The 26,330-nt window shown below is 69.2% G+C and carries 17 protein-coding genes and 2 pseudogenes (1 of these 19 only partly in view); 13 read left to right on the forward strand and 6 right to left on the reverse strand.

From position 1 onward, the window contains the following. Nucleotides 1-132 (forward strand): annotated as a pseudogene (locus tag F4X11_00870) (hypothetical protein); it begins 108 nt to the left of the window's first position. A gap of 13 nt (nucleotides 133-145) precedes the next feature. On the opposite strand, the gene F4X11_00875 reads toward F4X11_00870, so the two are convergent. Beyond that, nucleotides 146-1,681 carry a transglycosylase SLT domain-containing protein gene (locus F4X11_00875; protein MYN63577.1) on the reverse strand — a complete coding sequence of 512 codons (1,536 nt, stop codon included), beginning with the start codon at nucleotides 1,679-1,681 and terminating at the stop codon, nucleotides 146-148. 204 nt (nucleotides 1,682-1,885) lie between these two features. Between F4X11_00875 and F4X11_00880 the strand changes: the two genes are divergently transcribed. Further along, nucleotides 1,886-2,920, forward strand: a complete 1,035-nt coding sequence (locus tag F4X11_00880) for an exo-alpha-sialidase (GenBank protein MYN63578.1) — start codon at nucleotides 1,886-1,888, stop codon at nucleotides 2,918-2,920. Between the two features lie 119 nt (nucleotides 2,921-3,039). Here F4X11_00880 and F4X11_00885 read toward each other — a convergent pair whose 3' ends face one another. Further along, a complete protein-coding gene (locus tag F4X11_00885; protein MYN63579.1) occupies nucleotides 3,040-4,167 on the reverse strand; it encodes a hypothetical protein in 1,128 nt (375 codons plus the stop codon). A gap of 237 nt (nucleotides 4,168-4,404) precedes the next feature. On the opposite strand from F4X11_00885, the gene F4X11_00890 reads away from it, so the two are divergent. The 11 genes from F4X11_00890 to F4X11_00940 all read left to right on the forward strand — a co-directional run bounded on the left by F4X11_00890 (nucleotide 4,405) and on the right by F4X11_00940 (nucleotide 16,712). Beyond that, nucleotides 4,405-5,325: a hypothetical protein gene (locus tag F4X11_00890; protein ID MYN63580.1), complete on the forward strand. Its 921-nt coding sequence runs from the start codon at nucleotides 4,405-4,407 to the stop codon at nucleotides 5,323-5,325. A 9-nt stretch (nucleotides 5,326-5,334) separates the two neighbouring features. After that, on the forward strand, nucleotides 5,335-7,719 hold the full coding sequence (locus tag F4X11_00895; protein MYN63581.1) for a carbohydrate binding family 9 domain-containing protein: 2,385 nt from the start codon (nucleotides 5,335-5,337) through the stop codon (nucleotides 7,717-7,719). A gap of 626 nt (nucleotides 7,720-8,345) precedes the next feature. After that, a complete protein-coding gene (locus F4X11_00900; protein MYN63582.1) occupies nucleotides 8,346-9,302 on the forward strand; it encodes a hypothetical protein in 957 nt (318 codons plus the stop codon). 218 nt (nucleotides 9,303-9,520) lie between these two features. Beyond that, nucleotides 9,521-10,675, forward strand: a complete 1,155-nt coding sequence (locus F4X11_00905) for a transcriptional regulator (protein MYN63583.1) — start codon at nucleotides 9,521-9,523, stop codon at nucleotides 10,673-10,675. Then, nucleotides 10,672-11,718 (forward strand): ParA family protein, encoded by a 1,047-nt coding sequence (locus F4X11_00910; GenBank protein MYN63584.1) that lies wholly within the window; start codon nucleotides 10,672-10,674, stop codon nucleotides 11,716-11,718. Before F4X11_00905 ends, F4X11_00910 begins: the two co-directional genes overlap by 4 nt. Before the next feature lie 187 nt (nucleotides 11,719-11,905). Further along, a complete protein-coding gene (locus F4X11_00915) occupies nucleotides 11,906-12,652 on the forward strand; it encodes a hypothetical protein (GenBank protein MYN63585.1) in 747 nt (248 codons plus the stop codon). Nucleotides 12,653-12,697: 45 nt separating this feature from the next. Further along, the gene (mutM, locus tag F4X11_00920; GenBank protein MYN63586.1) at nucleotides 12,698-13,504 is read left to right on the forward strand and encodes a bifunctional DNA-formamidopyrimidine glycosylase/DNA-(apurinic or apyrimidinic site) lyase; all 807 of its coding nucleotides are present in this window, start codon (nucleotides 12,698-12,700) and stop codon (nucleotides 13,502-13,504) included. Between the two features lie 162 nt (nucleotides 13,505-13,666). Beyond that, nucleotides 13,667-14,905 carry a transcriptional regulator gene (locus tag F4X11_00925; GenBank protein ID MYN63587.1) on the forward strand — a complete coding sequence of 413 codons (1,239 nt, stop codon included), beginning with the start codon at nucleotides 13,667-13,669 and terminating at the stop codon, nucleotides 14,903-14,905. 23 nt (nucleotides 14,906-14,928) lie between these two features. Next, nucleotides 14,929-15,609, forward strand: a complete 681-nt coding sequence (locus F4X11_00930) for a hypothetical protein (GenBank protein ID MYN63588.1) — start codon at nucleotides 14,929-14,931, stop codon at nucleotides 15,607-15,609. Nucleotides 15,610-15,618: 9 nt separating this feature from the next. Further along, on the forward strand, nucleotides 15,619-16,278 hold the full coding sequence (locus F4X11_00935; GenBank protein MYN63589.1) for a DUF488 domain-containing protein: 660 nt from the start codon (nucleotides 15,619-15,621) through the stop codon (nucleotides 16,276-16,278). After that, the gene (locus F4X11_00940) at nucleotides 16,275-16,712 is read left to right on the forward strand and encodes a DUF488 domain-containing protein (GenBank protein MYN63590.1); all 438 of its coding nucleotides are present in this window, start codon (nucleotides 16,275-16,277) and stop codon (nucleotides 16,710-16,712) included. Before F4X11_00935 ends, F4X11_00940 begins: the two co-directional genes overlap by 4 nt. 85 nt (nucleotides 16,713-16,797) lie before the next feature. Here F4X11_00940 and F4X11_00945 read toward each other — a convergent pair whose 3' ends face one another. The 4 genes and pseudogenes from F4X11_00945 to F4X11_00960 all read right to left on the reverse strand — a co-directional run bounded on the left by F4X11_00945 (nucleotide 16,798) and on the right by F4X11_00960 (nucleotide 26,292). Beyond that, nucleotides 16,798-18,906 carry a DEAD/DEAH box helicase gene (locus F4X11_00945; GenBank protein MYN63591.1) on the reverse strand — a complete coding sequence of 703 codons (2,109 nt, stop codon included), beginning with the start codon at nucleotides 18,904-18,906 and terminating at the stop codon, nucleotides 16,798-16,800. Then, on the reverse strand, nucleotides 18,903-20,219 hold the full coding sequence (brxD, locus tag F4X11_00950; protein ID MYN63592.1) for a BREX system ATP-binding protein BrxD: 1,317 nt from the start codon (nucleotides 20,217-20,219) through the stop codon (nucleotides 18,903-18,905). The genes F4X11_00945 and brxD overlap by 4 nt, the downstream gene beginning before the upstream one ends. After that, a complete protein-coding gene (pglZ, locus tag F4X11_00955) occupies nucleotides 20,216-22,834 on the reverse strand; it encodes a BREX-2 system phosphatase PglZ (protein MYN63593.1) in 2,619 nt (872 codons plus the stop codon). The genes brxD and pglZ overlap by 4 nt, the downstream gene beginning before the upstream one ends. Continuing rightward, a pseudogene (locus F4X11_00960) lies at nucleotides 22,831-26,292 on the reverse strand (hypothetical protein). The gene pglZ and the pseudogene F4X11_00960 overlap by 4 nt, the downstream one beginning before the upstream one ends. Between the last annotated feature and the right edge of the window lie 38 nt (nucleotides 26,293-26,330).

Genomic DNA, 26,330 nt, shown 5'->3' on the forward strand with positions numbered 1-26,330 from the left:
TGTTGTGTGGGTGGCTTTTTTTTTTTCTATCTCAGTGCTTGGTGGCGGGCGGCGCCGCCCCCCCCTCGGCGCGCCCGGGGGGCGGGCGGGCGCCCCCCGCCGCCCGCCCGGCAGAAGCCGGGCCCACCGACGGGCGCCCTCGCTTCTATTGGGCGGCCTGCCCGTACAGCTCGCGCCGGCCGCGATCGAACAGCCTGCGGACGCTGCCGCTGTTCCGGAACTCCCGCAGGATGGCCCCCCGCCGGCTGGTGTTCAGGTCCTGGATCGCAAAGGCGAGCACGGTCGCCATCACCGCTCCCTCTTCGGTGCCGGTGTCCGAGAATCGGCGCCGGAAGTCCTCCAGCGTCGCCCTGAACGCGTTGCCGTGCCACTCCTCGATGCTCCCGTCGAGCTGGATGAACTCGTCGAGGAGGGCGGCGTAGTCGGGACTCGCGGGGCGATGCCAGAACGAGACGTCCGGCCCGAAGTCCTCGATGTACTCGGGCAGGTACAGGTTGGCGCGCGCCGGAACCCGTCGCACGAGGGCCGGGTTGTAACGGCGCACCTGATCGCGCGACAGGCCCGTGCGCTGCATCACCCGCGTGATCGGCGTGCTGCGCGGCACGCGCATGGCGAAGACCTTCGATTGCGGCATGTCGGCCATCAACCGTTCGATGTTCACCGTGTTCCCGAAGATCATCTCGGCGTACAGCGCCGAGCGGAAACCGTAGGTGCGGAAGAGCGTCCGGTAGCGGCGGATCGAGATCTCGCGCAGCTTGCGGGCGAAGTCCGACCCCCGCAGGTACTGCTCGCGCGTGTCCGTTGCGCCGAGCCGCTCGCCGTTGATGACCGTCCGCCCGACGTTGACGCCGCCCGCGTGATGCTCGGACAGCGCCGGAATGAAGCTGTCGTATAGCGTCGCAAGGATGGTCAGGTAGGCGGCGCAGTACGGCACCTGCGTGGTCTGGTTGTAGCCCTCGATCACGTGGGGGGAGCGCCGCTTCAGGTAGTTCCAGTTGCGCGGCAGCCACTGGCAGAGGCCGAGGGCGCGCGCGGACGAGCGGGCGCGGCCGTTGAAGCCGGATTCGATCATCGCCTGCGCCAGGCCGATCTCCGCCGGCACCCCGAAGCGCTCGTAGATGGCCGCCCATTCGCTCAGGAAGTTGCCGTAGCGCGCGGCGTGCGGCGCCACGAAGGTGCCCCGCGTCGCGTTGTGCAGGACCGGCCCCACCTGCCGCTCGAGCGCCTCTTCGACGGCTCGCCGCCGGTCGCTCAGGCGCCGCGGGAGACGGCGGCCGGACAGCGTGTCGGCCAGCGACGGCACGGCCCAGACGCCGGTGCGCCGCCAGTCGCCCCGGGACGGGAAGGTCGCGAGCAGCCGCCCGTCGGTCCGGCTCCCGAAGGCGACGTTGCCGTCCGGCGTCGTGAAGATGTGTTGCCAGAAGGGATAGGACGGCCGGAAGGTCGCCAGGGCGTCGATGTCCGCGGCGAGGCGGGCGCGCGCCCGCTCCCGCAACGCGAGCTCGGCGGCCGACGCGCCCGGCTCGGCGGCGGCCGGCGCGGCCGCCCGGGACGGGGCCGGCTCCGCATCCGCAGGGACGATGGCCCTGACCGGCGGCGCCTGGGCTCGAATGGCCGGGAAATCGGTCTGGACGGTCGAGACGGCCAACACGAGGCCGGCGAGCGTGGCAAAGCCTCTCATGACACCTGCCGTTGATTGAGGATCCATCCGCATCGGTGCACGAAACAGGCTACGAAGCGCAGATTGCGGGCATTATACGGCTTCTTTGCAGATATATCGTCTGATACCCTTGCCTTCATGAGTTTTCGTGCCGTCGCACTCGCCTGCGCGAGCCTCCTCCCGCTGCTCTCCTGCGGTGGCGGACCCGCTGAATTGAGCGAGGCCGTGTCCCTGCTGCACCTCCCGGAGGGCGGCCGACTGCCGCGGGCGGTCGTCGACGACGGGGGAACCGCGCACGTCGTCTACTTCCAGGGAGAGCCGCGCGCCGGAGATCTGCTGTACGTCAGCCGCGCGCCGGGCGCCGCCGCCTGGTCCGAACCGCGCTACGTCAACTCCGAGCCGGGCACCGTCGTCGGCATCGGTCCGATCGACGGCGGCCAGATCGCGCTCGGCAAGGACGACCGCCTGCACGTGACCTGGTTCAAGCTCGGCCGCACCGAGTTCCTCTACACGCGGACCGACGAGGCCGGGACCGGATTCGAGCCGCAGTTCGCCATCGCCGCCGGCGAAGGGGTCGAAGCGGGACCGTCCATCGCCGCCGACCGGGCCGGCAACGTCTACGTGTTCTGGCACACCGGAGCGCCGCCCGACGCCGAGCGCTCCGTCTTCCTGACCGCCTCGCGCGACGACGGACAGACCTTCTCGGCCGCGCGCCCCGTGAGCGGGGAGACCGAGGGCGCCTGCGATTGTTGCGCCCTGCACGCGATGACGGACGAGGCGGGCGCGTTGTACGTGTCCTACCGCGGCGCCGGCGAGAACATCCGCCGGGGCCAGCGCCTGTTGACGTCGCTCGACCGCGGCGAAACCTTCAAGGACGAGCTGATCGACCTGTGGCGGATCAACGCCTGCCCCATCTCCACGACCAGCCTCACGCGCGGGCCGGACGGCATGTCCGTGTCGTGGGAGACGGCGGGACAGGTGCACGTCAGCGCCGTCGACGCCCTGCAACAGGCGGCGTCACCCGCCGGCGAGGCGGCCGCGCGGCGCAAGAATCCGGCCGTCGCCGTCAACCACCGCGGCGAGACGCTGCTCGGCTGGGGCGACGGGTTCGGCTGGCAGTCGGGGGGGACGTTCCACTGGCAGCGTTTCGATGCCGACGGGCAGCCGCTGGGCGAGCAGGGAACCGGACCGGAGATTCCCGACGGCAGCTTTCCCGCGGTCGTCGCCCAGCCGGACGGGACCTTCCTGGTGACGTTCTAGATCCGGATCCGGCCGATCCGCGAGACGGGGCCCGGGAGCGAGAAGACGGGCCGGACAAGAGAAAGGCCCCGCACCGCCGAGCGCGGCACGGGGCCCAGAGCACTTCGCCGAGGGTCGCGCTAGTTCGAACCCTTCGAGTACCGGGTGAGCCCGCCGCCGGCGAACGGCCGCGACGCCGGCCCCTCGGCCACGAACACGGTGCCGTCCTCGTCGACGGCGACACCCTCGCCGGCGAGGCCCTGCAAGGTGCGGCCCTCCTCGGGAACGTGCGGCGGAATGAAGGCGGTCACCCGGTCCTCACCCGCGGGACCGATGCGCACGCCATTCTTCCAGCCGTAGTGGTTGCCCTCCTGCGATTCGGAGTCGATCGCGTAGAGCGTGTCGTCGGCCGTGATGTACAGCCCGCTGATGCGGCTGAACTGCGTATAGATGTCCAGAAGCTCGCCTTCCTGATCGAAGATCTGGATGCGGTGGTTGCCGCGATCCGCCACGAACAGCCGACCCTGCGAGTCGAACTCGATGGCGTGCGGGGTGCGGAACTGACCCGGCCGGAAGCCGATCTCGCCCCACTGCTTGATGAAGTTGCCGTCCTTGTCGTACTTCAGGATGCGCCCGGTGCGTCCGGCGGGCGGGTCCGGGTTCTGGCCGCTGTGGCCGTCGGAGACGAAGATGTCGCCGGTCGGGCCCCAGGTGATGACGTCGCACGGCTCGTTCAGATGCACGCCCTCGGGGTCGTCGCCCGGCTGCCCGGCGACGCCGAGCCTCATGAGCTCTTCGCCCTCCGGGGTGAACTTGATGACCTGGTGGCCGATCTCGCCGTTGCCCTGCGAGTCGGTGACCCAGACGTTGCCGTCGTCGTCGACGTGGATCCCGTGCGGCAGCACGAAGAGCCCCGCGCCGAACTCGGCCATCAGGTCGCCGGTGTGCCGGTTGTACTTCAGAATCGGATTCACCGTCGGGTTGGCCGCGCAGCCCCCGGCGAGCGCGAAGCCGCCGCAACGGTCGTAGACCCAGACGTGCCCGTCGGTCGGGTCGATGTCGACGCCGGCGGTCGAGCCCCACGTTCGCCCGTCGGGCAGCTTGGCCCAGTGCAGCTCGACCACGGGGTTCGGGTTCGGAAGCACCCGCTGCACCAGGTCGGCCTCTCCCTCCTGGGCCGCTGCCCCGCCGGCGCCGAGCACCGCGAGCGACAAGACGAGCAGGGCCACGCCTGCGGCTCTCGAGACGATCCGTCGATTCTCCTTCATTTTCCCTCCCTCTGTTGAAACCGGGCATATATCCTAGCCGATCCCTGGACGTGGAAAGGCGGCAAGAGCGCGGCGAGCCCACGCCGCAGACGGCGTCGGCGAACTGCGCCGCCAGGACGGGGCGGTTTCCCGGCGAGGTCCGGTCGGGCGAAAGCGAAGGCGGTAGCGCGACCTCGCGATCGCGTTCGGCGAAGATTTCCGGGCTACGATGGACAAACGTCTAGACTGAGGTAATCCATGGACAGATCCAGCCCTCCCCGGTCCTGTACGGCCGTCTGCGCCCTGCTCGCGTCGCTCCTGGCGGCCGCCTGGATCCCGGCTGTCGCCTGGGGCCAGTCGGCGTCGCCGCGCACCCCCTGGGGCGCCCCGGACCTGAACGGCATCTGGAGCCACGGGACGGCGACGCCGCTCGAACGCCCCGAGGAGCAGGGCGACCGGGGGCTGCTGACCGAGGCCGAGATCGCCGAGGTAAACGCCGCCCAGCGATCGACCGAGGGCGTCGGGGCGCGCCGGGTCGTCTGGTGGGAGCGGAGCCTCTCGGACGGGCGCACCTCCATGATCGTCGATCCGCCGGACGGCCGCATCCCCTACTCCGCGGCGGGCCTGGAGCGCGTCCGGGCCCGTCCGGGGCAGACGACCGAGGGTCCCGAGGGCCGCAGCCCCCAGGAGCGCTGCATCTCCTACGGCATCCCGCGCCTGGGCGGCCCCTACAGCCAGAACATCCACATCGCGCAGACGCCGGATCACGTGCTCCTGCTCTTCGAGATGGTCCACGAATTCCGGATCATCCCGCTCGACGGCCGGCCGCACCTGCCGGGGCACATGCGGCAGTGGCTGGGCGACTCGCGAGGGCACTGGGAAGGCGACACGCTGGTCGTCGAGACCACCAACTTCAGCCCCGCGCAGTGGTTCCGCGGGCTGTCGCAGGGCGGCATGCGCCTGGTCGAGCGCTTCACCCGCGTCGACGAGGACACGGTGCGCTACGCGGTGACGTTCGAGGATCCCGACCTCTGGACGCAGCCCTGGACGGCCACCATCCTGATGCCGCCCACCGAGGGCGACATGTTCGAGTTCGCCTGCCACGAGGGCAACACCGGCATGACCGCCACGCTCGAGATCGGCCGGCTCGAGGACGCCGCGGCGGACGGGGCGCGTTAGGAACCGGCGATGCAACCCCGCGTGGCGCCGAGACGCCCGGATCGTGCGGCGATTCGGAGACGCTGCCTGCTTCGTGCGGCCCGGTCCGCCCACCGCCGGCGCCCCGCGTGGTGGGTGCTGCCACTGCTGTTGTCGGCGTCCGGCATCACCGCGCCCGTCGCCGCCGCCGCGCCCCCGGGCGGCCTGCAGCTTCCGCCGACGCAGATCTTCGGACCGCCCCCGCCGGCCCCGCCCGAGGTGATTGCCCGCGACGCCACCGGCGTCACCATCCGGGCCACGCGGATCGACGAGCCGATGAACATCGACGGCGTCCTGAGCGAAGCGGCCTACGAACTCGTCCGGCCGATGTCGGACTTCATCCAGAACGACCCGGCCGAGGGCGAGCCGGCCACCGAGCGTACGGAGGTCTGGCTGCTCTTCGACGACGACAACGTCTACGTCGTCGCCCGCTGCTGGGAAACGCGGCCGGACCGGATCATCGCCAGCGAGATGCGCCGCGACAACATCCGCATCGTGCGCGACGACAACTTCGCCTGGTCGCTGGACACCTTCTACGACCGCCGAAACGTGGTCCTCTTCGAGGTGTCGGCGGTGGGCGGCCGGCTCGACGCGCAGCTCACCAACGAGTCGCAGCCGAACCTCGACTGGAACCCCGTGTACGACGTCTCGGTGGGCCGCATCGACGGCGGCTGGGTGATGGAAGCGGCGCTTCCCTTCAAGTCGCTCCGCTACCGCGGGGAGGGTCCCCAGATCTGGGGCTTCCAGGCCCGCCGGGTCAACCGCTGGAAGAACGAGTCGTCGTACCTGACGCCGCTGTCGGCGGCGCAGGGGCTCCGCGGCCACTTCCGCGCGTCGCTGGCCGCGACGCTGGTCGGGATAGAAGCCCCGCCCGCGTCGCGGCTGTTCGAGGTCAAGCCGTACGGCATCGGCGACCTGACGACCAGCCCCGTCGCGTCGCCCCCGATCGCGAACGAGATCGGTTGGGACGGCGGGGTCGACATCAAGTACGGCGTGACCCAGGGGCTGACCGCCGATTTCACCGCCAACCCCGACTTCGCGCAGGTGGAGGCCGACGAGCAGCAGATCAACCTGACCCGCTTCAACCTGTTCTTCCCCGAGAAGCGCGAGTTCTTTCTGGAGAACCAGGGGACGTTTCGCTTCGGCGGCGCGGCGACCAGCGGACGCCTGGCGGGAGCGACGGACACGCCCGTCCTCTTCTACAGCCGCCGCATCGGCCTGAGCGGCGGCTCGGTGGCGCAGGAAGTGCCGCTGCGGGCCGGCGGGCGGCTCACCGGGCGGGTCGGTGCGTTCACCCTGGGCGCCCTCAACATCCAGTCCGGCGACGCCGAGGCGGCGGGCGCGCGGGCCACCAACTTCAGCGTGCTGCGGGCCCGGCGCGACGTGCTGCGGCGCAGCAGCATCGGCGCCATGTACACCAACCGATCGGTCGCCCTCGACGGCGTGGGCGGCAACGAGGCCTACGGCGTCGACGCCATCTTCGGCTTCTACGACGACCTGAACATCAATACCCACTGGGCGCGCACCCGCACCGACGGGCGGACCGGCAACGACGCCAGCTACCGCGCGCACCTGGAGTACCTGGGGGACCGCTACGGGGTGCAGCTCGAGCACCTGCTGGTGGGCGACGACTTCAACCCGGAGATCGGCTTCGTGCGGCGCCGCGACATGCGCCGCAGCTTCGGCGAGTTCCGCTTCAGCCCACGCCCGCAGTCGATCGACTGGGCACGCCGGTTCCTGTGGACCGGCTCGTTCGCCTACGTCGAGAACCTGGCCGGCCAGGTGGAGACGCGCGAGACGCTGGCCTCGTTCGGCATCGAGCTCGAGAACAGCGATCAGCTCCTGTTGAGCGGCATGCGCTCGTACGAGTTCCTGCCCCGGCCGTTCCCCATCTCTCGCGACGTCACCCTGCCGGTCCGCGGCTACGACTTCGCCAACCTCGGCGTCGGCTACAACTTCGGACAGCAACGCCGCTGGTCCGGCAACGTCCTGGCCGAGCACGGCACCTTCTACAGCGGCCACAAGACGGCGCTGACCGTCACCCGCGGCCGGGCCAGCCTCACCGACCAGTTCTCGGTCGAGCCGCTCTATTCGGTCAACTGGATCGATCTCGCCGAGGGAGCGTTCACGACCAACCTGCTCGGCGCGCGGGTCACCTACACGATGACGCCGCTGATGTTCACCAGTGCGCTCGTGCAGTACAACTCCAGCCGCAACGCCATGTCGGCCAACATCCGCTTCCGCTGGGAGTACCAGCCGGGCAGCGAGCTGTTCATCGTGTTCAACGAGGAGCGCGACACCGGGCTGCACCGCTCCTACCTGGGGCCCACGAACCGGGCGTTCATCATCAAGTTCAACCGCCTGTTCCGGTTCTGACGCGGACACGGGCCGGGCATCCTGCCCCTGCTGCGATTCGAAACGCTGCAGTACGGATTTCGCGGTAGGATCGGGCCGAATTACCGCGCTCTTCGAAGAGGGAGTATCGAGATGACCAGTCATCGCTGCATCATCGCGCTCGCCGCCCTGCTGGCGGTCGTCCTGGCCGCGCCGGTCCCCGCCATCGCCCAGTCGGACGCCCCCGGCATGCCGATGCGGACCCCGGACGGGCAGCCGGACATCTCCGGCATCTTCACGTTCCGCACGCTGACGCCGCTGGAGCGGCCCGCGGCGCTGGCCGGCAGGGAGACGCTCGGCGCGGAGGAGGCGGCCGCCTTCGAGGCATCGGAGCGGGTGCGCCTCAACCGCGATCTGTTCGACCCCATCACGGGCGCGCCGAGCGCCGGCTACCAGCCGCGCGCCGAGGGCGGGGTGCTCTCGTACAACGAGTTCTGGTACGAGCGGGGCATCGAGCTGACGAGCGACAAGCGGACCTCGCTGGTCGTCGATCCGCCGAGCGGCCGGATCCCCTACACCGACGAGTACCGCGAGGCCCGCGCGATCAACCGCCTCAACATGCGCAACGGCTTCGCCGACCACTACACCGACCGCACGCTCGGCGACCGCTGCCTGATGGGCTCGAACTCGGGGCCGCCGATGCGGCCGGGCGCCTACAACAACAACGTCCACATCTTCCAGGCGCCGGGCTACGTGGCGCTGCTCAACGAGCACATCCACAACGTGCGCATCATCCCGATCGACCAGCCGCATGGCGACATCCGGCAGTGGGTGGGCGACTCGCGCGGCCGCTGGGAAGGCGACACGCTGGTCGTCGAGACGACGAATTTCGCGCGCTCGACCAACTTCGCCGGGTCCTCCCGCGACACCTACCTGGTCGAGCGGTTCACGCGCCTCGACCCCGACACGGTGATGTACGAGTTCACTTTCGAAGATCCGAACAACCTGACGCGGCCGTTCAGCGCCGCCATCCCGTTCCGGCGCACGGACGGCGTGCTCTACGAGTACGCCTGCCACGAGGGCAACTACGGCCTGACCGGCATCCTCGGCGGCGCGCGGCGCAAGAACACGCAGAAGGTGACGTCGCTCCCGTAGCGGTCGTTCTGCCCGCGATTGTCGAGACGGCCGGAGCCTCGAGTTCCCGGCCGTTTCCGTCTTCACCACACGGCCCCGACGCTGTACTCGTCGAGTGGATCGGCGTCCCGCTGACAATTGGTCCGCCGGACGATCCGCAGGTGTGGACCCACACCGCCAGCAACCTGATCTCGATCCTCCTCATCCTGGCCGTGACCACGTTCTACTCGACCACCGGGGGACTGCGCAGCGTGGTCGCCACCGATGTCCTGCAGCTGGCCGTCATGCTGGCAGGCACGGCGGCGTTCGCAGCGGTAGTGGTAGCCGAAATCGGCGGCCTCGGTGCCGTTGCCGAGCGGCTCCAGGACCTGTTCGGCGGCGGCGGACCCGGAGGAATCCGGCCGGAGCAAATACTGGCTTTCACCCTGGGCGTGACGAACGTCAACTACGATATGAGGGATCCGATCGCCGGGTCGCGGAACCCGCGATGACCGCACCCTACGCGCACGACGAGCTCGAAGCGATGCTCACGGACCTGACGACCGACCTGGTCGAACGGAAGGCGAGTTGCGGGACAACGGTCAGGGCGAGCCGGAGTTCCGCGTCGAACCGACGCGGGTACGCTGCACGGTGAGGGCGCATACCGATTGACGAGGCGGAGGCTCCAACGGTGACCGCACCGTATAGGCAGGACGAACTCACGGCCCTGATGCGGGAGATCGAATCGGACCGTGTCGAGCGCAAGCGCTCGGCCGCCGACCGTAGCGGCATCCGTCGCAACCTCTGCGCCTTTGCGAACGATCTCCCTGGCCGCGGGACGCCCGGCATCATCTTTATCGGTGTGGAGGACGACGGCCGTTGCGCGGGGCTGCCAATTGACGACAAGCTCCTGCGCGACCTCGCCGGCATGAAGGACGACGGGAACATCCTGCCGTTGCCGTCGATCATCGTCGAGCCGCGGCGAATCGACGGGTGCGACGTGGCGGTCGTCACCGTTCAGCCTTCACGGGACACCCCCGTGCGCTATATGGGTCGGGTGTGGATCAAGGTGGGCCCGACGGTGCGCGAAGCCAGTCCGGAGGAGGAGCAGCGGCTCGCCGAACGCCGCCGCGGACGGGACCAGCCGTTCGACCTGCGCCGGGGAGCCGCCGACAATATCGACGATCTGGACCTCGATTTCCTGCGCGCCCATTACTTGCCGAGCGCCATCGCACCCGAGGTGCTGGCGCAGAATCGGCGGTCTTTCGATCGGCAGCTCGATTCTTTGCGGCTGCTGGCCGGCGATCGTCCGACGTGGGGCGCTCTGCTGGCGTTCGGCCGCGACCCGCAACGCTGGGTTCCCGGCGCCTGGGTGCAGTTCCTCCGCATCGACGGACCGGCGATCACCGATCCGATCCGCGATCAGAAGGACCTCACCGGGAGACTCGACGACGTGCTGCGACGACTCGACGAGCTGTTCAGGCTCAACGTCAGCGTGCGCACGGAGGTGGCCGGCAGACCGCGGGAAGCGCAGCAGCCGGACTATCCGGTCGCCGCCCTGCAGCAGCTCGGGTGGAACGCCGTGATGCACCGCAGCTACGAGGAAACGCACGCGCCGACCCGGGTCTACTGGTACGCCGATCGTATCGAAATCACGAGTCCCGGCGGGTTGTATGGCCGCGTGACGTCCGAGAACTTCGGCAAGGGTGCGACCGACTATCGCAATCCCCTCGTGGCGGAGACGATGCACCACCTCGGTTTCGGCCAGCGCTTCGGCCTCGGGGTGCCGCTGGCGAACGCTGCACTGCAAGACAACGGAAATCCGGCGCCGGCGTTCGACTTCGAGCCGACGCAGGTCTCGGTCACCTTGAGGCCGGCCGGATGAAGACCGTCGCCTTCTTCAACAACAAGGGCGGTGTCGGCAAGACGTCGCTCGTGTATCACCTGGCCTGGCTGTTCGCCGACCTCGGTGTGAACGTCGTGGCCGCGGATCTCGATCCGCAGGCAAACCTGACGAGCATGTTCCTCGACGACAGCCGATTGGAAGCCCTGTGGACCGAAGGCGACGGGAGAAGGACAGTGTACGGAGCGATACAGCCGCTGCTCGAAGGCAGCGGGGACGTGACGGCGCCCCACGTGGAACATCCGACCCCCGGGCTGGGGCTGGTGATCGGCGACCTCGCGTTGTCGGCCGCGGAAGACGAGCTCTCCAGCCAATGGCCGGACTGCCTGGACCGAAAGCCGCGCGCGTTCCGGGTGCTGTCGGCTCTGTGGCGCGTGCTGCGGATGGCCGCGGAGCAGACCGCGGCCGATCTGGTTCTGGTGGACGTCGGCCCGAACCTCGGCGCGTTCAACCGCGCCGCGCTGGTCGCCGCGGACGACGTCGTGGTTCCGTTGGCGTCGGATCTCTACTCGCTGCAGGGCCTGCGCAACCTCGGCCCGACGCTGCGGCGGTGGCGAGACGAGTGGACCGAACGGCGGGAGCGCAATCCGGTGGCCGCTCTGGATGTGCCCGCGGGGACGATGCGCCCGATCGGATACGTCGTCATGCAACACGCCGTGCGTCTCGATCGGCCCGTGAAGGCGTACGCGCGCTGGATGGCGCGCATTCCGGGCGTGTACGCGGAATCCGTCATGGGTGAATTCGACCAGCCCGATCGCACCATCGACGCCGATCCCAATTGTCTCGCCACACTGAAGCACTTCCGCAGCCTGATGCCCCTGGCCCAGGAGGCGCGCAAGCCGATGTTCAAGCTGAAACCGGCCGACGGCGCCATCGGCGGCCACGCCAACGCCGTCGCGGATTGCCGGGCCGATTTCCTCTTCCTCGCTTGCGCGGTCGCGGAGCGCACGGGAATCTCGCTCGGGAAACGCGCCGCCGCACCGCGCCGCGGACAGACCGGGATCGGGAAAGCCGATTCCGCCTGATTCCAGGAGCTTGCGCCGCAGAACGCAGCGACGCGGAGTTCCGAGACGCAAGCTCATGGTGAGGATGGGACGGGCCGAACTCCGAGCCTGCGAGGCGTTTCGGGGAGCGAGAACCCCACATCTCGAGCGCGTCGGGAATGCATGGCCGTGGCGGGCGCGGCACCGCGTCGCGTATAGGATCCCCGGCATGGAAGTGCGGGCGGTCAGGAAGCTGGTCTCGGCGGCCTCGCGTATCGTCGGCTTCACCGGCGCCGGCATCTCCACCGAGTCGGGCGTGCCCGACTTCCGGAGCCCGAACGGGGTGTGGGCCCAGAACCGGATCGTCGACTTCCAGGAGTTCGTGTCCAGCGAGGCGGGGCGCATCGAATACTGGCGGCAGAAGGCCCTCGCCTGGCCCGCGATGCGCGACGCGCAGCCGAACGCCGGGCACTATGCCTTCGTCGAGCTCCACGAGCAGGGCCGGCTCGACGCGCTGATCACGCAGAACATCGAGCGCCTCCACCAGCGATCGGGCCTGCCCGCCGACAAGGTGCTGGAGCTGCACGGCACGACGACCGAGGCGGTCTGCCTCGCCTGCGGCGACCGGATCACGTCGGACGAGGCGTGCCGGCGCATCGAGGAGGGCGAGAAGGCGCCGCGCTGCCGAAAATGCGGCGGGTTTCTCAAGCCGGCCACGATCTCGTTCGGGCAGGCGATGCCGCGCGACGTCATGGTGCGGGCCCAGGTCGCGGCCGAGACGTGCGACCTGATGATCGCGGTCGGCTCCTCGCTGGTCGTCGAGCCGGCCGCGTCACTCCCGCGGGTGGCCCGACAGGCGGGCGCGCGGCTGATTATCGTCAACCGCGACCCGACCCCGCTCGACGGCATCGCGGACGCGGTGGTGCACGGCGAGATAGGCACCGTGCTGCCCGAGCTGGTGCGCCGGGAAGGGTGACCCGCCGGCCGCGCCGCGCCGCGGACCTACTGCCGGAAACCGCCGATGCCCGAGCTCCCGGAAGTCGAGACGGTGCGGCGCACGCTGGCTCCCGTCGTCGAAGGGCGGGCCATCGCGCTGGCATCTTTCGCCTGGCCGCGCACTTGCGTCGGCGACCCGCGCGTGACTGCGGCGCGTCTGACCGGCCAGCGCATCGAGCGGCTCGAGCGCTACGGGAAGTACCTCCTGCTTCACTTGCGCAGGCAGAGCCAGGCGTCGATGCTGGTGATTCACCTGCGGATGACCGGCAACCTGCTCGTGAACGGTGCGGCGGACGAGTACACCCGGGCGAGCATGACCCTGGACGACGGCACCGCGGTCGTCTTCCGGGACACGCGCAAGTTCGGGCGCTGGGAGTGGTCCAAGCGACTGCCGGCGCGCCTGTCCGCGCTGGGTCCGGAACCGCTCGAGATCGGACGTGACGAGTTCGCGGTTCGGCTGCGGTCGCGCAAGGCGCGGCTCAAGGCGCTGCTGCTCGACCAGGAGTTCCTGCGCGGCCTGGGCAACATCTACGCCGACGAAGCGCTGTTCCGGGCCCGCCTACACCCGCTCCGCAGCGCGCACAACCTCGGGCCGCGCAAGGCTCGGGACCTGCACGGGGCGATACAGGCCGTGCTGCGCGACGCCATCGACGCCGGCGGCACCAGCATCCGCGACTACCGCGACAGCCGCGGCGCGCAGGGCGGCTTCCAGAAGCAGATCCGGATCTACGGCAGGGACGGCGAGCCGTGCATCAGTTGCGGGACGCGCGTGCGCCGGATCCTCGTTGCACAACGGAGCACGCACTTCTGTCCGCGATGCCAGCGGCGGTGACGGTGATCGCGAGAGAGACGGATTACGTGACCCGGGCTATTTCCGATACGCGGGTTGGATGCCGGAAAGGGTCCGGAAGGTCCGTTCGGTCGCGCCAGACAAGTCATCCACTATGCTGACCGTGATGCGGTGGACGTTGACCGGAAACGGAGACGCCGGGCCATGACCGGCTACGGAGATCTGGCACGGCGCATCCGTCTGGGTGAGGACTCGGTGCTCGAACTCAAGCAGGTGACGGTGTCGGGGTCGCGGGTGACCGCGCCGCGCCGGAACGACGTCGCCGACGAGCTGGGAGCGTTCGCCAACGGGCGAGGCGGCGAGCTGGTGCTCGGCGTGGACGACGCGACGCGACGGGTCACCGGAATCCCGCTCGACGCCCTGGACGTCGTGGAGACCTGGGTCCGCGAGATCTGCAATGACACGCTGAAGCCACCTCTGGACGCCACGATCCGCAAGGTGGAGCTGCCCACACCGGCCGGCGACCTGGCGCCCGTCCTCCTGGTCGCGGTCGAGCGCAGCCTCTTCGTGCACAAGAGCCCCGGCGGCTATTTCCGCAGACTCGGCAGCTCGAAACGAGAGCTGGCCCCGGATCTGTTGGCACGCTTGTTCCAGGAACGCAGCCAGAGCCGGATGATCCGGTTCGACGAATCCGCCGTCCCGGGCACCGTGCCGGGGGACCTGGACTATGCGCTGACACGCCGGTTCCTGCGGGACGACGGGGTGGAGGAGGACGCCTCCGAGACCACGGCGCGCAAGCTGCGTCTCATTGCACACGCCGACGGCACGCCGAGACTAACGCTCGCCGGGGTCCTGCTCTGCACGCGCGAGCCGCAGCGCTGGCTGCCTCACGCATACGTACAGGCGGTCAGCTACGCCAGCGAACGTACCGACGTCGAGTACCAGACGGACGCGCGCGACATCGGCGGTCCGCTCGACGAGCAGGTCGCCGAGGCCCTGCACTTCGTGCGAAGGAACATGTTGGTGCGGGCCACGAAGGCGACTGCCCGAACGGAACACCCGCAGTTCAGCGACCGGGCGGTCTTCGAGGCGCTCGTCAATGCCGTGGCGCATCGCGACTATTCGATCGCGGGCGCGAGGATACGCCTGCACCTGTTCGGGGACCGCCTGGAGCTCTACGTCCCCGGGGCGTTGGCGAATTCACTGACGCTCGACAGCCTGCACTTGCGCCAGGCGAGCCGCAACGAGTTGATCGTTTCGCTGCTGGCCCGCTGTCCGGCGCCCACGGGTGTCGGCCGGATGCACATGATGGACCGGCGGGGTGACGGGGTACCGATTATCCGCAAGGAAAGCCGGGAGCTGTCAGGACGCCTGCCGGAGTACACCCTGATCGATGAGAGCGAGCTCCGTCTCGTCGTTCGGGCGGCGACTGCAGACGGGTGAACCGTCTCTCGAACACAGCGACGATGCCGAGCACGAAGCGTCTCGTCTGCCTCGCGAACTCCCGCACGCTCCGCGGTCGATGCGTTGCCGGGCGTGAGTGGAACGGCACGGAAGCCGGCGGCTGGATTCGGCCCGTCAGCGCCCGCGACGGCGGGGAGGTATCGGAGTACGAGCGCCAGTACGCGGACGGCAGCGATCCGCGGGTTCTCGACGTGATCGACGTTCCGGTTCTGGAATCACGGCCGAAGGATTATCAGACGGAGAACTGGCTGCTCGATCCGAAGTGCTACTGGGGGAAAGCGGGCCGCCTGTCGACGTCCGACCTGGCTGTGTTGACGGATCCCGTCGCTCCGCTGTGGATCGACGGCCACAGCACCTACAACGGCCTGAACGACAAGGTCCCGCTGACAGTGGCCGGCGCGGTCGCCGGTTCCCTGCGGCTGCTCCGCGTCGACCGGTTGCGGCTCATCGTGTCCCGCCCCGGCGAGGCCTTCGGCAACGACAAGCGGCGCGTGCAGGGCCGGTTCCGGCACGCAGGCCGCGAGTACGCGCTGTGGGTCACCGATCCCGGCTGGGAACGAACCTATCTGGCGAAACTGAACGGCACGTACGACATCGGCGAGTGTTACCTGACAGTCAGCCTGGGCGAACCGTACGGGGACGCGTGCTACAAGCTGATCGCCGCCATCATTCCCGCAACCTGAAGCAGGCAAATGCCAGCGACCGGCGGTACCGTGCTGACGATAGGGCACTCCACGCATCCCGTGGAGGCGTTCATCGACCTGCTGCAGCGTCATGAGGTTACCGCAGTAGCAGATGTTCGCGCCGCACCCTACAGCCGCTTCAATCCGCAGTTCAACCGCGAAGCGTTGTCGGGCAGTCTCGTCGCGCGCGGAATCGCGTACGTCTTCCTGGGATCGGAATTGGGTGGTCGCTCGAATGATCCGGCCTGCTACGACAACGGGCGCATCAGCTACATGCGACTCGGCGCGACCTCCTCCTTCCAAGACGGGCTCGACCGCGTTGCCAAAGGCATGAGCAGGCACCGCATCGCGCTCATGTGCGCCGAGAAAGAACCGCTCGAGTGCCACCGCGGCCTGCTCGTAGCTCCAGCCCTCCAGGCACGGGGCGTTTCAGTTGCCCATATCGGGCCCGACGGCCGGCTGGAGCTCCATGCCGACGCCATGTTCCGACTGCTGGCCATGCACGGGATGGAGGACACCAGCGAGGACCACCGGTTGTTCCGGCGCTCCCGGGCAGAGCGGATCGAAGACGCACTCACGCAGCAGGCCCATCGATTCGCGCACCGGAAAGAGACACTGGCTGACGATTCCGCGTCGCAAGATAGACGCAACGGTGAGTTGCAGACATGAGGATTTTCACCATCGGCTTTACGAAGAAGTCCGCGAACCGGTTCTTCGAACTCTTGCGGACATCGGGCGCACGTCGCGTCGTCGACGTGCGGCTCAACAACGTGTCGCAGCTTGCCGGCTTCGCCAAGCGAGATGATCTGGCCTACTTTCTCGCCGAAATCTGTGGCATGGACTACGTGCACCTGCCGGTGCTGGCGCCCACGAAGCAGATACTGGACGACTTCAAGAAGAAAGGTGGCGACTGGAGTACCTATGAATCACGCTTCCTGGACCTGATGCGCGTTCGACGCGTCGAGCAGACGGTCGCCAGGGAAACCATCGCCGACGGCTGCCTGCTCTGCAGCGAGGACACGCCCGAGCATTGCCATCGCCGGCTCGTCGCGGAGTACCTGAATCGGCACTGGGGCGGACTGCAGGTCACTCATCTCGGATAGGGGACCAACCGGCGGTGCGCGCAACGGTGGCGCGAGAGATTGCTCACGCGAGCACCCCTGTCGGTCTCGGCTTCAGACTGCCCTGTCACGCCAAGGCGACTTGCCGAATCCGTTCCTCCAGACATTTGCGTACCGCCTCGCGGTCCAGGCCGCGTTGGCGAAGGGTTCGAACCGCCAGCTCCCTTGGCAGACACGCCGAGAACTTCAGCGAATCGACAGCTTCATCGGTGATAGGGAGGGCTTCCTCCGTCGTCTCCACCTCTATTGCATCGAGTCGTCTCCTCAATTCTTCGATGCCGACGCCATCCAGCAGCCGAATCGAGAGATTGTCGCGGGACGCTGGCAGGGGGAGCGTTCCAATCAACGCTCCGAGCGTGATGTTCGCGCGAAGGCCCGCGAACGTCCACCAACGGCTGGCGCCCGTGGCGTCACGAACGATGGCGGTGCCGGCGGCGTCGACCCAGGAAAAGCTCTCACGGATCTCGTCCAGCTTCGTCCGAGCGCGCCTGCTGAGTCGGACTCCGTGGGTTCCTTCGTCGAGAACCCGCCGAATCGCCCTGCAGAGATCGAAGCCGAGAGGGATTCCCGGTCCGATCCAGCGTGAACGCCCCTTCCCCGTGGTTGCCTTCACGTAGGCGACGCGCCGGTCCCACTCCACATGCGTCACCTCCCAGCTCCTGCCAGCCAGCAGGAGCACGACCGGACCGTCGCGGCGGACCAGAAACGAGAGCGGATGCACGAGACCGAGCTCCGTCCGTCCGTGCCGCACGGAGAAGAGCGGCTCGCTGGTGAACACCGACATGAGATCCATGAAATGCCGGCGGCCGAAGGCGCGCTCTCCCTCGACACCCATCGACAGCATCCCGCCGTCCTCGTACAGCATCCCACGCGTCAGCATGAACTCGATGATGTCATCGAGGTGCTGCTGCGCCACCGCCCGGAACGCGGGCATCCGATTCAGCCAATCGCGCCACGTTCGGCGCCCGATACGTCCTTCCTGCAAGGCCAGGGCCAGGAGCTGTTGCGCGAAGATGTGAAACGGCTCCGGCGGCGGTACGACAGGTTCGACATAGCCTTCGAGCCAGAGTCGCAGCAGACCGGACGCTCTCAGGAATCCGTCGTCCGACGTTGCCAGGAAGAGACAGTTCCGGACCGTGCCGGGTCGGCGCCCGGTACGGCCCAGCCGCTGCAGGAAGGACGCAACGGTCGCCGGCGCGTCGATCTGGATCACGCGGTCGAGGTCGCCGACGTCGATTCCCAGCTCCAGCGTACTCGTGGCGACTATGACGCAGTCGCGGCTCTGAGAGAACGCCTCCTCGGAACGCCGGCGCTCGTCCAGGCCGAGGGAGCTGTGGGAGACGAACGTCTCGGTCCCGGACTGCCGCAGGTCGGCGGCCAGGGCTTCGACGCGGGCGCGGCTGTCGCAGAACACGAGCCGCTTTTCGCCCCGGTGCAGCGCGGAGATCACCTTCCCGGCGTTTCGGATACCGCCCGCGTAGTCCAGTTGCACGGTCGCAGGCTTCGCCGCGTCGCCGCGCGGGGCGACAACCTGCCGTGGCCGGGACGAAGCGGGCGCGAGCCATTCGAGCAACGCCGCGGGATTCCCGATGGTCGCAGACAGACCCAGGCGCTGAACGTCGCGGCCGGCCAACAGGCGCACGCGCTCCAGTACCGCGAGCAGATGCCAGCCGCGATCGTCTCCGGCGAACGCATGCAACTCGTCGACGACAACCGCCTGGACATCCCGGAAAAGTACTCGCGGATCCGAGCGGCTCGACACGAGCATCACCTCGATCGACTCGGGTGTGGTCAGCAGCAGATCGGGACGATCGCGCATGATCGCCCGTCGCCGGGCGGTGCCGACGTCGCCGTGCCAAAGCTCCACGCGCCGTCCGACCAGGACACCATAGGTCCGGAGACGCGATTCGATGTTGTTCAGGAGAGCCTTGAGCGGGCACACATAGAGCACGCTCAACCCGCCCCATTGTTCGGTGAGCATCCGCGACAGAAGCGGAAACACCGCTGCCTCGGTCTTGCCGCCGGCGGTGGGCGCCAGCAGCAGCACGTGGTCACCATCCAGCACGGGGCCGATGGCCTGCTCCTGGAGCGGTCGGAGCGACGTCCACCCGAGCGAGTTGACGATGTGATGTTGAAGGGCGGGGTGCAGGCGCTGGAACCCGGATTCGTGACTCACGGTTCCAGCTCGATGTCGTCCGGACTGGTCATCGCGCGGGCGTTGCGCTCGACGTCGGTGAGCTCGCCGTCGGTCAGGGTGAGGGCGTAGTCGCGTCGCGGATCGAAGTCCGGGTGCAGGTCGATCCGATCGAGCACGTCCTGGACCAGTTTCTTGAGGAAGACGCGCGGCGCGATGCCGACCCGGCCCCCCAGGCCGCCGCTAACGGCGCTGGCCAGGCTGTTCAAGTATGAATCGTCCGCACGCTTCAGAACGCGCTCCGGGGCAGCGGCGCCATCGGCGTAGAGATCACGAATCCTCCGACCAACGCCCTGCAGGCGAGCGAGGTCGAAGTTCTGCAATCGCACCTGCGGCGCCCGCGGGTTGTCGAACCGGTGAGCGCCGGAGAAGTCCACGGCGAGCCGCTGGGCGAGCGGCGGCAGGCGCTGCACGCCTTGCGGACCCTCGAAGAACGCAGGCGTCCCGGTGATCACGAAGTAGAGACCCGGGAAGCGCCCGGAGTCGATCTCGTCGAGCACCTGCCGGAGGGCGTTCAGGCTCTTCTCCCGCACGTCGCTGCGCACCCGCTGGAGCGTCTCGACCTCATCGAGCACTACCACCAGCCCCGAGAAACCGGAGTCGCGCAGGATGACGAGCAGGCCCTGGAGGAAGCTGAGCGCACCGAAGTGATCGAGATCCCCCTTGACGCCGGCGTACCGCTTGGCCGCTGCGCCGACGTTGGGCTGCCCGCCGATCCAGGCCAGGAGCGCCTCCGCCGTGGCGCGCTCGCTCCCCGACACCGCCCGTCGCCAGGCGCGGAGCGCTGTGGCGAACGCCGGCGCGTGGCGGGCGACCGCTGCGAGACGCCGTTCCATGAGTTCGGTCGTCTGCACCAGGAGCGCGCCGGCGTCGTCCTCCGCGACGCCGCCCTCGGCCAGAACGTCTTCCTCCAGCGCATAGAACCAGTTGTCGAGTACGGACCGGAGGGCGCCCTGCTGCGTATCGGCCGTAGACAGACGTTCTGTCAGCCGGCGGTACACGGTTTCGAGGCGGTGCAGGGGCGTCTCCGTTTCGGAGATCTGCACTTCGGCCGCAGCGAATCCTTCGTGCTTCGCGCGTTCCTGCAACCACCGCACGAAGAAGGTCTTCCCACTGCCGTACTCACCGCGTACCGCCTTGAACTTCGCGCTCCCCGCGGCGACGGCTGCCAGCTCCTCGCCGACCACGGTCTCGAACCCCTCCAGGCCGACCGCGAACGCATCCAGACTCCGCCGCGGGACGGTTCCGCGCCGCAGCGCGTCGACGATCTCGTTACGCCGCTGGGAGCTGATCACCGGCCGGCCCCGGAAAGCTGCTTCCTGTCACTCGCGAGACCGAATTGCGTGTCGAGCAGATCGCGGTTCAACTGGACGGTCTCGGACGCGTCGTCGACGGACAGAACGTCGTACCCCTCGACGTTCAGGATCCGGCGCAAGGCGGACACGATGCCGCCGAGCCGAAACAGCGGAACACCGAGATGCTCGGCCAGCGCAGGTCCGGTGAGCTTGCCGCCGCGGGCGTCGAGCGCGGCCAGGACACGCTGCACCCGTGCCAGCGCCTGCCGGTCGGCATCCAGCGCCGCGGGACCGGGCTCGGCCGCCGGAACCGTCTCGACCCGCCATTGCCACCAGCCGGGGATCTCCTCAGCGGCTTCGCGCCAGCCCGCGACATGCGCCGCGGTCTCCGGCAAGGCAAAGACGCCTAACGGGAGCACCACCTCCTGAAGCGTCGCGCCGCCGTGATAGCCGTTCTTCTTCATCCCGAAGCGGACCCGCTCGCTCCATGGCGCCAGCAGGCGCCGGCCCTGGGTGACGACACGCGGACCTTGAAGCAGGATCTCGTCGTCCGCGGGTGCTCCCGACACGGGGCGCCAACGTTCCGCACCGTCCGCGTCTCGGAGCTCGGTCCCGCGTTCGAGCACATGACCATGGTCGCTCACGAGGACGACGACCCGGCCGCTGGAGCGACAGGCGTCGAGCAGTTCCTCGACGGGCCGGATCTGCCGCGCGGTCCATCGCACCGGCACCTGCTCGCCCTTCGCGAGGTGGTCGTCGACCGCGTTGATCACGACGCCGACGACCCGGTGGTCGGGATCGGCAATGGATTCCGTAACGCCGCGGGGAACTCCCGCCGCGCCGGCTTCCCGGAGGTCACCCTTGTGAAACAGCACCGGCGGCGCCGCCGGTGCACAAGCCGAGCGCAGTCCCGCGTGTCCGGAAAATCCGTCCTTCTCCGTCGATGAATTGCCGGACACGATCTCCCCGCACAACAGGCTCGTACGCGACACCTCGGTCACCGTGGGCAGGCCGGCAATGACCACGGGACGCTCCGGCTTCTCTCCCGCCACCAGCTCGACCCATCCGCGCCAGACGAGATCGCGCTCCAGCTCCCTGAAGACCGCCATGCTCATCGCATCGATGACCAGCACGAGCACCGGTTGCACACGGGCGAGGGGGGCGATCCAGCGGTCGAGCACCGCCTCGACACCCAGCAGGCTCCGGTCGTGCGGTCCGGAGCCCGGCCAGCCCGCCAGGAGCCTCCCGAACTCCCGGTTCTCCTGCTGCCGCGCCAAGTCGGCCTGCCGCGCCAGGGCGGCGTACGCCTCCCCGAGCCGCGGTGAAGAGTCGCCGTCCCAGAGGCACGTGCGGGCCCAGTCCACGAAGCCGCCCGCGAATCGATACGCGCGTGTGGCCTCGCCGAACGACTGCCGGCTTGCCGCAACACCACCGCGGCGGGCGGCGAGCCAGCCGGCCAGACGCAGAGCCATTTCGACACCCAGCGGACGACGCGATTCTTTCGCCGAGAGTGCGTGGTCGAGCACGTTGCCGGCGGCGTCCCGCAACGCCGCCGGCATCTCGTGCGCTTTGCTGTCGACGAACGCGACCAGCTCCCGCGCGAGATCGCCAAGCCGCTGGTCGAGGGACGCCCGCAGGATCCCGCTCCGCCACGCAAGGTCCGTCGCGCCCAACTCCTGCAGCAGGACGTCGGCATCGGCAAGCACCGCCATGACTGTCCCGAAGGACTCCGCCGGCGGCGCCGGCCCGGAATCCGCACGACGAGCAAGACGCCGCCGCACCACATCCTCGGCGGCGTCGATCCACCCGCGGGCAAGCTCCGCGTCCAGATCGTGCAGGCCGAGCAGGGCCTCGAGCTTGCCTCTCGCCTTGGCCGCCCGTTCGTCGCCCTGCGCCTCCGGATCGAACAGGACGCGCGCCACGAGACCAACGGAGACCGTCCCGCGCCCGAGTCGTCCCGCGCACTCGAAGATCGCCCGCGCCGTCCGACCCACGCTGGCCTCGGAGGCGACCGCCAGTCCGGTGCGCACCGCCTCCGGCAGAGCGTCCAGTTTCTCCGCGGGTGCGCCATCCAGCGCCCAGGCGACGAGCGCCTCCGGGTCCCGCGCGCCGCGCGGGATGCCGGCGAGGGCCTCGAACAAGTGTCGCCAGGCCGTCTCGGCATCCAGAAAACCGCTCGGGACCGGGGAGTATCCGTCCTCGGGCTCGGCGTCGAGGAGCGCGCGCGCGGCCCAGGCGTGACGTTCGACGAGGCGCGGGTCGACATGCAGGACCTTGAACCGTTCCTTCACGAGCTGCCACGGATCGATCGGAAACAGCCTGCGGTGGGCGAGTCGCGCGACGAGGTCGTCGCCCAACTCCGCCTCCGACAGATCCGTCAGCACCACGAGCGGCGGCCCGGCCGCAGGAAGATCGACGAAGCGTTCGCGCAAAGCCAACACCGAGCCGCACCGGATGACGGACAGTTCCTCGGAACCGGCCCGCAGCACGGACGGCGCCGGCGTCGCTTCGTCCAACGCCGGCATGCCAATGCCGATGGCGCGCGCGTCCGGATACCGGTGCCGGATCGACTCGACCTGGGCACGTACTTGCGCGAACGAAGGCACACTGCTCATGCGCCATCCTTCCGGTCACGCAGGAGCTTCCAGGTGATCTCCAGTCGCGCGGCCGGTTCCTTCCGGAGCAATGCTTCGAGCCTCGCGGTGACCTCGCGCAGCCGTTCGTGATTCAGATCGCCGTGCGCCCCCTGGTCAACGAGAACGCCCTCGCGTACGGACGTGCCGCCCCCACCGGTTCCCTTGCCTTTCCCCGGCGGCAGTGATGGTGATGGTGGCGGCGGCTCCGCCGGGACCGGGCGCGCCAGAAGATTGACGGTCCGGTTCTCGATCTCGGGCAGTCGGTGACCGAGCGCCACGGCGTACTCGTCGGCGGCCATGACCTCCACAAGTTCCTGCAGAAGGAGCTGGGCGGCGTCGGCGCGGTCGTCCGCCAACTCGGATAGCGTTGCAAAGAGCTTCCAATGGGTTCGCCGGAGAACCTCCAGGACGTCATCCGCCTTGCGGAAGCTCGTGCCCATCGCTTCGAGGGACGTGTCCGGCTGGATTTCGGCGAGCTTCTCGACCCGCGCCTTGCCGCGGAGCGCAGACAGAGCCTGGACGAGCGCGCGGGTCGCACGGGCGGTGCGAAGCCGTTTGGCGCCATCCTCCGCGATGGAGAAGTCCGCCCCGATGGCCGCCAACCGCTCGACCAGTTCGCCGCAGGCGGCGGCCTGTTCTGCAGCGGCCTGCCCGAGACGCTCCGCGAAGTCGCTTGCGTTGGCCGCGTTGCGCAGCGGAGACACCGTCAGTCCGAACACCTTGCTCGCGCGATCGCCGGCCGTCTTCCACGCTTCCTGCGACGGCAACTCCTCTTCCCGCAGCTCCACGTCGCCGGGCAGATCGTCGAGCGTCGCCGTCCACGGACCGCCGTGCCGCCGGAACGCGACGGGCGGAGCGGCTTGTCGATGGGGATGCGTCCTTCCTGCTCCTGCACCGCACGCGCACCCGGCGCAGCACCGTCGTCTTGACCGGCGCGCCGAAATCCGGGTGCGCCGGGTACTGGCTGGCGCACATCTGATCGAACAGGCCCTCCAGTGCGCCCCGCAGGTGCGCTCGCGCCGGCGGCCGCGGCTCGAAGGCGGGCTCGAGCGACTGGAAGTGCTCCGCCAGCGGGTGCGACTGGTCGACCGATCCCGGAGGCGGATTCTCGACCCCGTAGGCGCCCTCCAGGTAGTGGATCAGGCGCTGCCGGAGCTGGCTCTGCTGATTCCGCAGGAGTTCGCGCGCGGACGCCCGATCGACCGGCGAGAGATGCGCCGCGAAGTCGCGCAGCCGGTCACCGCGCAGGACGTGGTCGATCCTGACGAGCGTACCGAGATCGCGTTGGGCCGCGGCGCTCAGGAAGGACGGCAGCCAGACCAGCGTCCGCGCCCGCGCGTCGCGCCCGCGGAAGTCGTTGAGACGCGCCAGGTCGTCGGCCGGCGTGCGGCCCGGCTCGTCGAAGGGGAAATCGACGATCACCTTGCGTTCGTCCCCGCGGGTCGAGAGGGACTCGTCCGGCAGTTCCCGTACGTTGGCGAAGATGACCTCGAAGCGGCGTTCCGTGCCGCGCCACGCTACGTCGTGGTAGAGAATGAGCTCGTCGCGATCCTCGATCCCGAGCTCGCTGAACAGGATCTCCCGGATCAGCCGGCGCCGGTTGCCCGTGTTGTCGTGCCGGCCGGCGTCGGCGAGGATGCTCTCGGTATCCACCGCCGAGAGCTGCATGGCGATGGTCGGATTGGCCGGATGGTCACCGATCCGAACCTCCCCGATCTCGGCGGCCCAGGCGCGGCAGCGCCGCAGTACCTCCTGGCCTTCGCGTCCCTCGATCGGCGTCCGGATCGACCCGTGGTTCAGCGCCGCAAGCCGCCCCGCGGTCAGGTTCTTCAGCACCTCGACCTCGGGCGCGAGGGCCGCCAGCAGCAGCGTCTTCGCGAGTCGATCCTCCGCGCGCAGAGCGCGCGCCGCGGTGTCGCTCTTCGGACGCGTCTCGGCCTCCGCCTTCGAGATCCCGTGCCGGCGTTCGATGAGCGGCAGGAGCTTCCGGCGGTAGAGGTTCCGCGCGTTCTCGAAGTGGTGGCGCGTGCTCTCGGTGAACGGCTCGTCGCCCTCGGCGAGGGCGTCGAACAGGTCGCCGACCGGGACGATCTCGCCCAGGTCGAGCGTCTCGCGCCCGTCGACCAGGATCTGCAGCATCACCTTCAACGCGGTCCGCTCGCGCTGGAGCAGCGACGAGACGGCGACCAGGGTCTCCACGAGTGCGGGACTGAAGGGGTAGACCTTGCGGAACATCGCGCGGTCCGCGCGCGGGGTCAACAACGTCTCGAACACGTCCCGGCGAACCTTCTCGGTCTCGGCATAGGCGCTGTCAATCTGCTGGCGCGCCCCGTGATCTCGCGGGCGCAGCAGGCGCCGGGCGGCGATCTCCGGAAGATTGCGGTCCTCCAGCGTGATCCCCTCGAAACGCGCCTCCCACCATTGCAGGACGTCCGCGAAACCGAGCTGCAGCGCCCCGGTCACCTGCTCGCCGACCAGCTCGCGCAGGTCGCGCTGGCGCGCCACGAAGCTGACGATCGGGATCGGCCGGCCAGCCGTCTCCGCCTCGACCAGCTTCGAGACCTTGGGCCCCTCCTCGTTGAGGAACCGGAAATCGGCGGCATGGGTCGCGAGCCACAGGATCAACTCGTCGAGAAAGAGCACCAGGGCGTCGTAGCCGAGGTCGCGGGCGTGACGCGATATCACGGCCAGTCCCTCGTCGAGCGGCACGAACGCCTCGTCGCTCCCCCGCGCCACGTCGCGGTAGCCCCGGAAGAAGGAGTCGATCAGCGCGGCGACCAGCCGGCTGCGCGCCTCGGCCCCCGCCGGCGCGCCGAGCGCCGCCTCGAAGCTCGCCGCGTCCCACTGCTCGGACAGATCGCCCCAGCCGGCAGCACCCTCGCCGGCACTCGACGCGGTCTCGTTGAGGCGCGCGAAGAACGTCTCGTCGCCGATCTGCGCCCGCAGCCGGCGGGCATCCTCGAAGAGTCCCTCGGTGCGGTAGACCCCGGCGCGGGCGCGTCCGGGTGCAGCTCGGCCACGCGCGCCGCGTAGCCGCCCAGCACGGCGGCCTCCAGGCTCGGCTTGCCGATCATGTGGTAGGGAACGAGGAGGAACCGCTTGTCGGCGAGCCAGTTGTCGTGCTGTGTGACGACGCCTTCGAGGCCCTCGGTGGCGCGGGCCGCCGCGTCCTGCTGCAGCAGCAGATGGAGCACGGCCATGAAGTGGCTCTTGCCGCTGCCGAAGCTTCCGTGCAGGTAGGCGGCCTTGCTGGAGCGGGACGCGAGGGCGCCCTTGATGAGATCGAGCGCCCGGTCGAAGGCGTCGGCGAGCTGCGGGGTCACGACGTAGGTCCGGAGCGTCTCGGCGGGGTTCGTCACGCCCTCGGCGAGCCGGAGGACGAAGTCGTCGCGGTGGACCCGCTCCGGGATGTCGATCAGGTCGCGGATCAGCGTCATGCAGGAGCCCTCGGCATCCGAACCGACCCGGGAGCGGT

This window comes from Acidobacteriota bacterium, assembly GCA_009861545.1.
Taxonomy (GTDB): Bacteria; Acidobacteriota; Vicinamibacteria; order Vicinamibacterales; family UBA8438; genus WTFV01.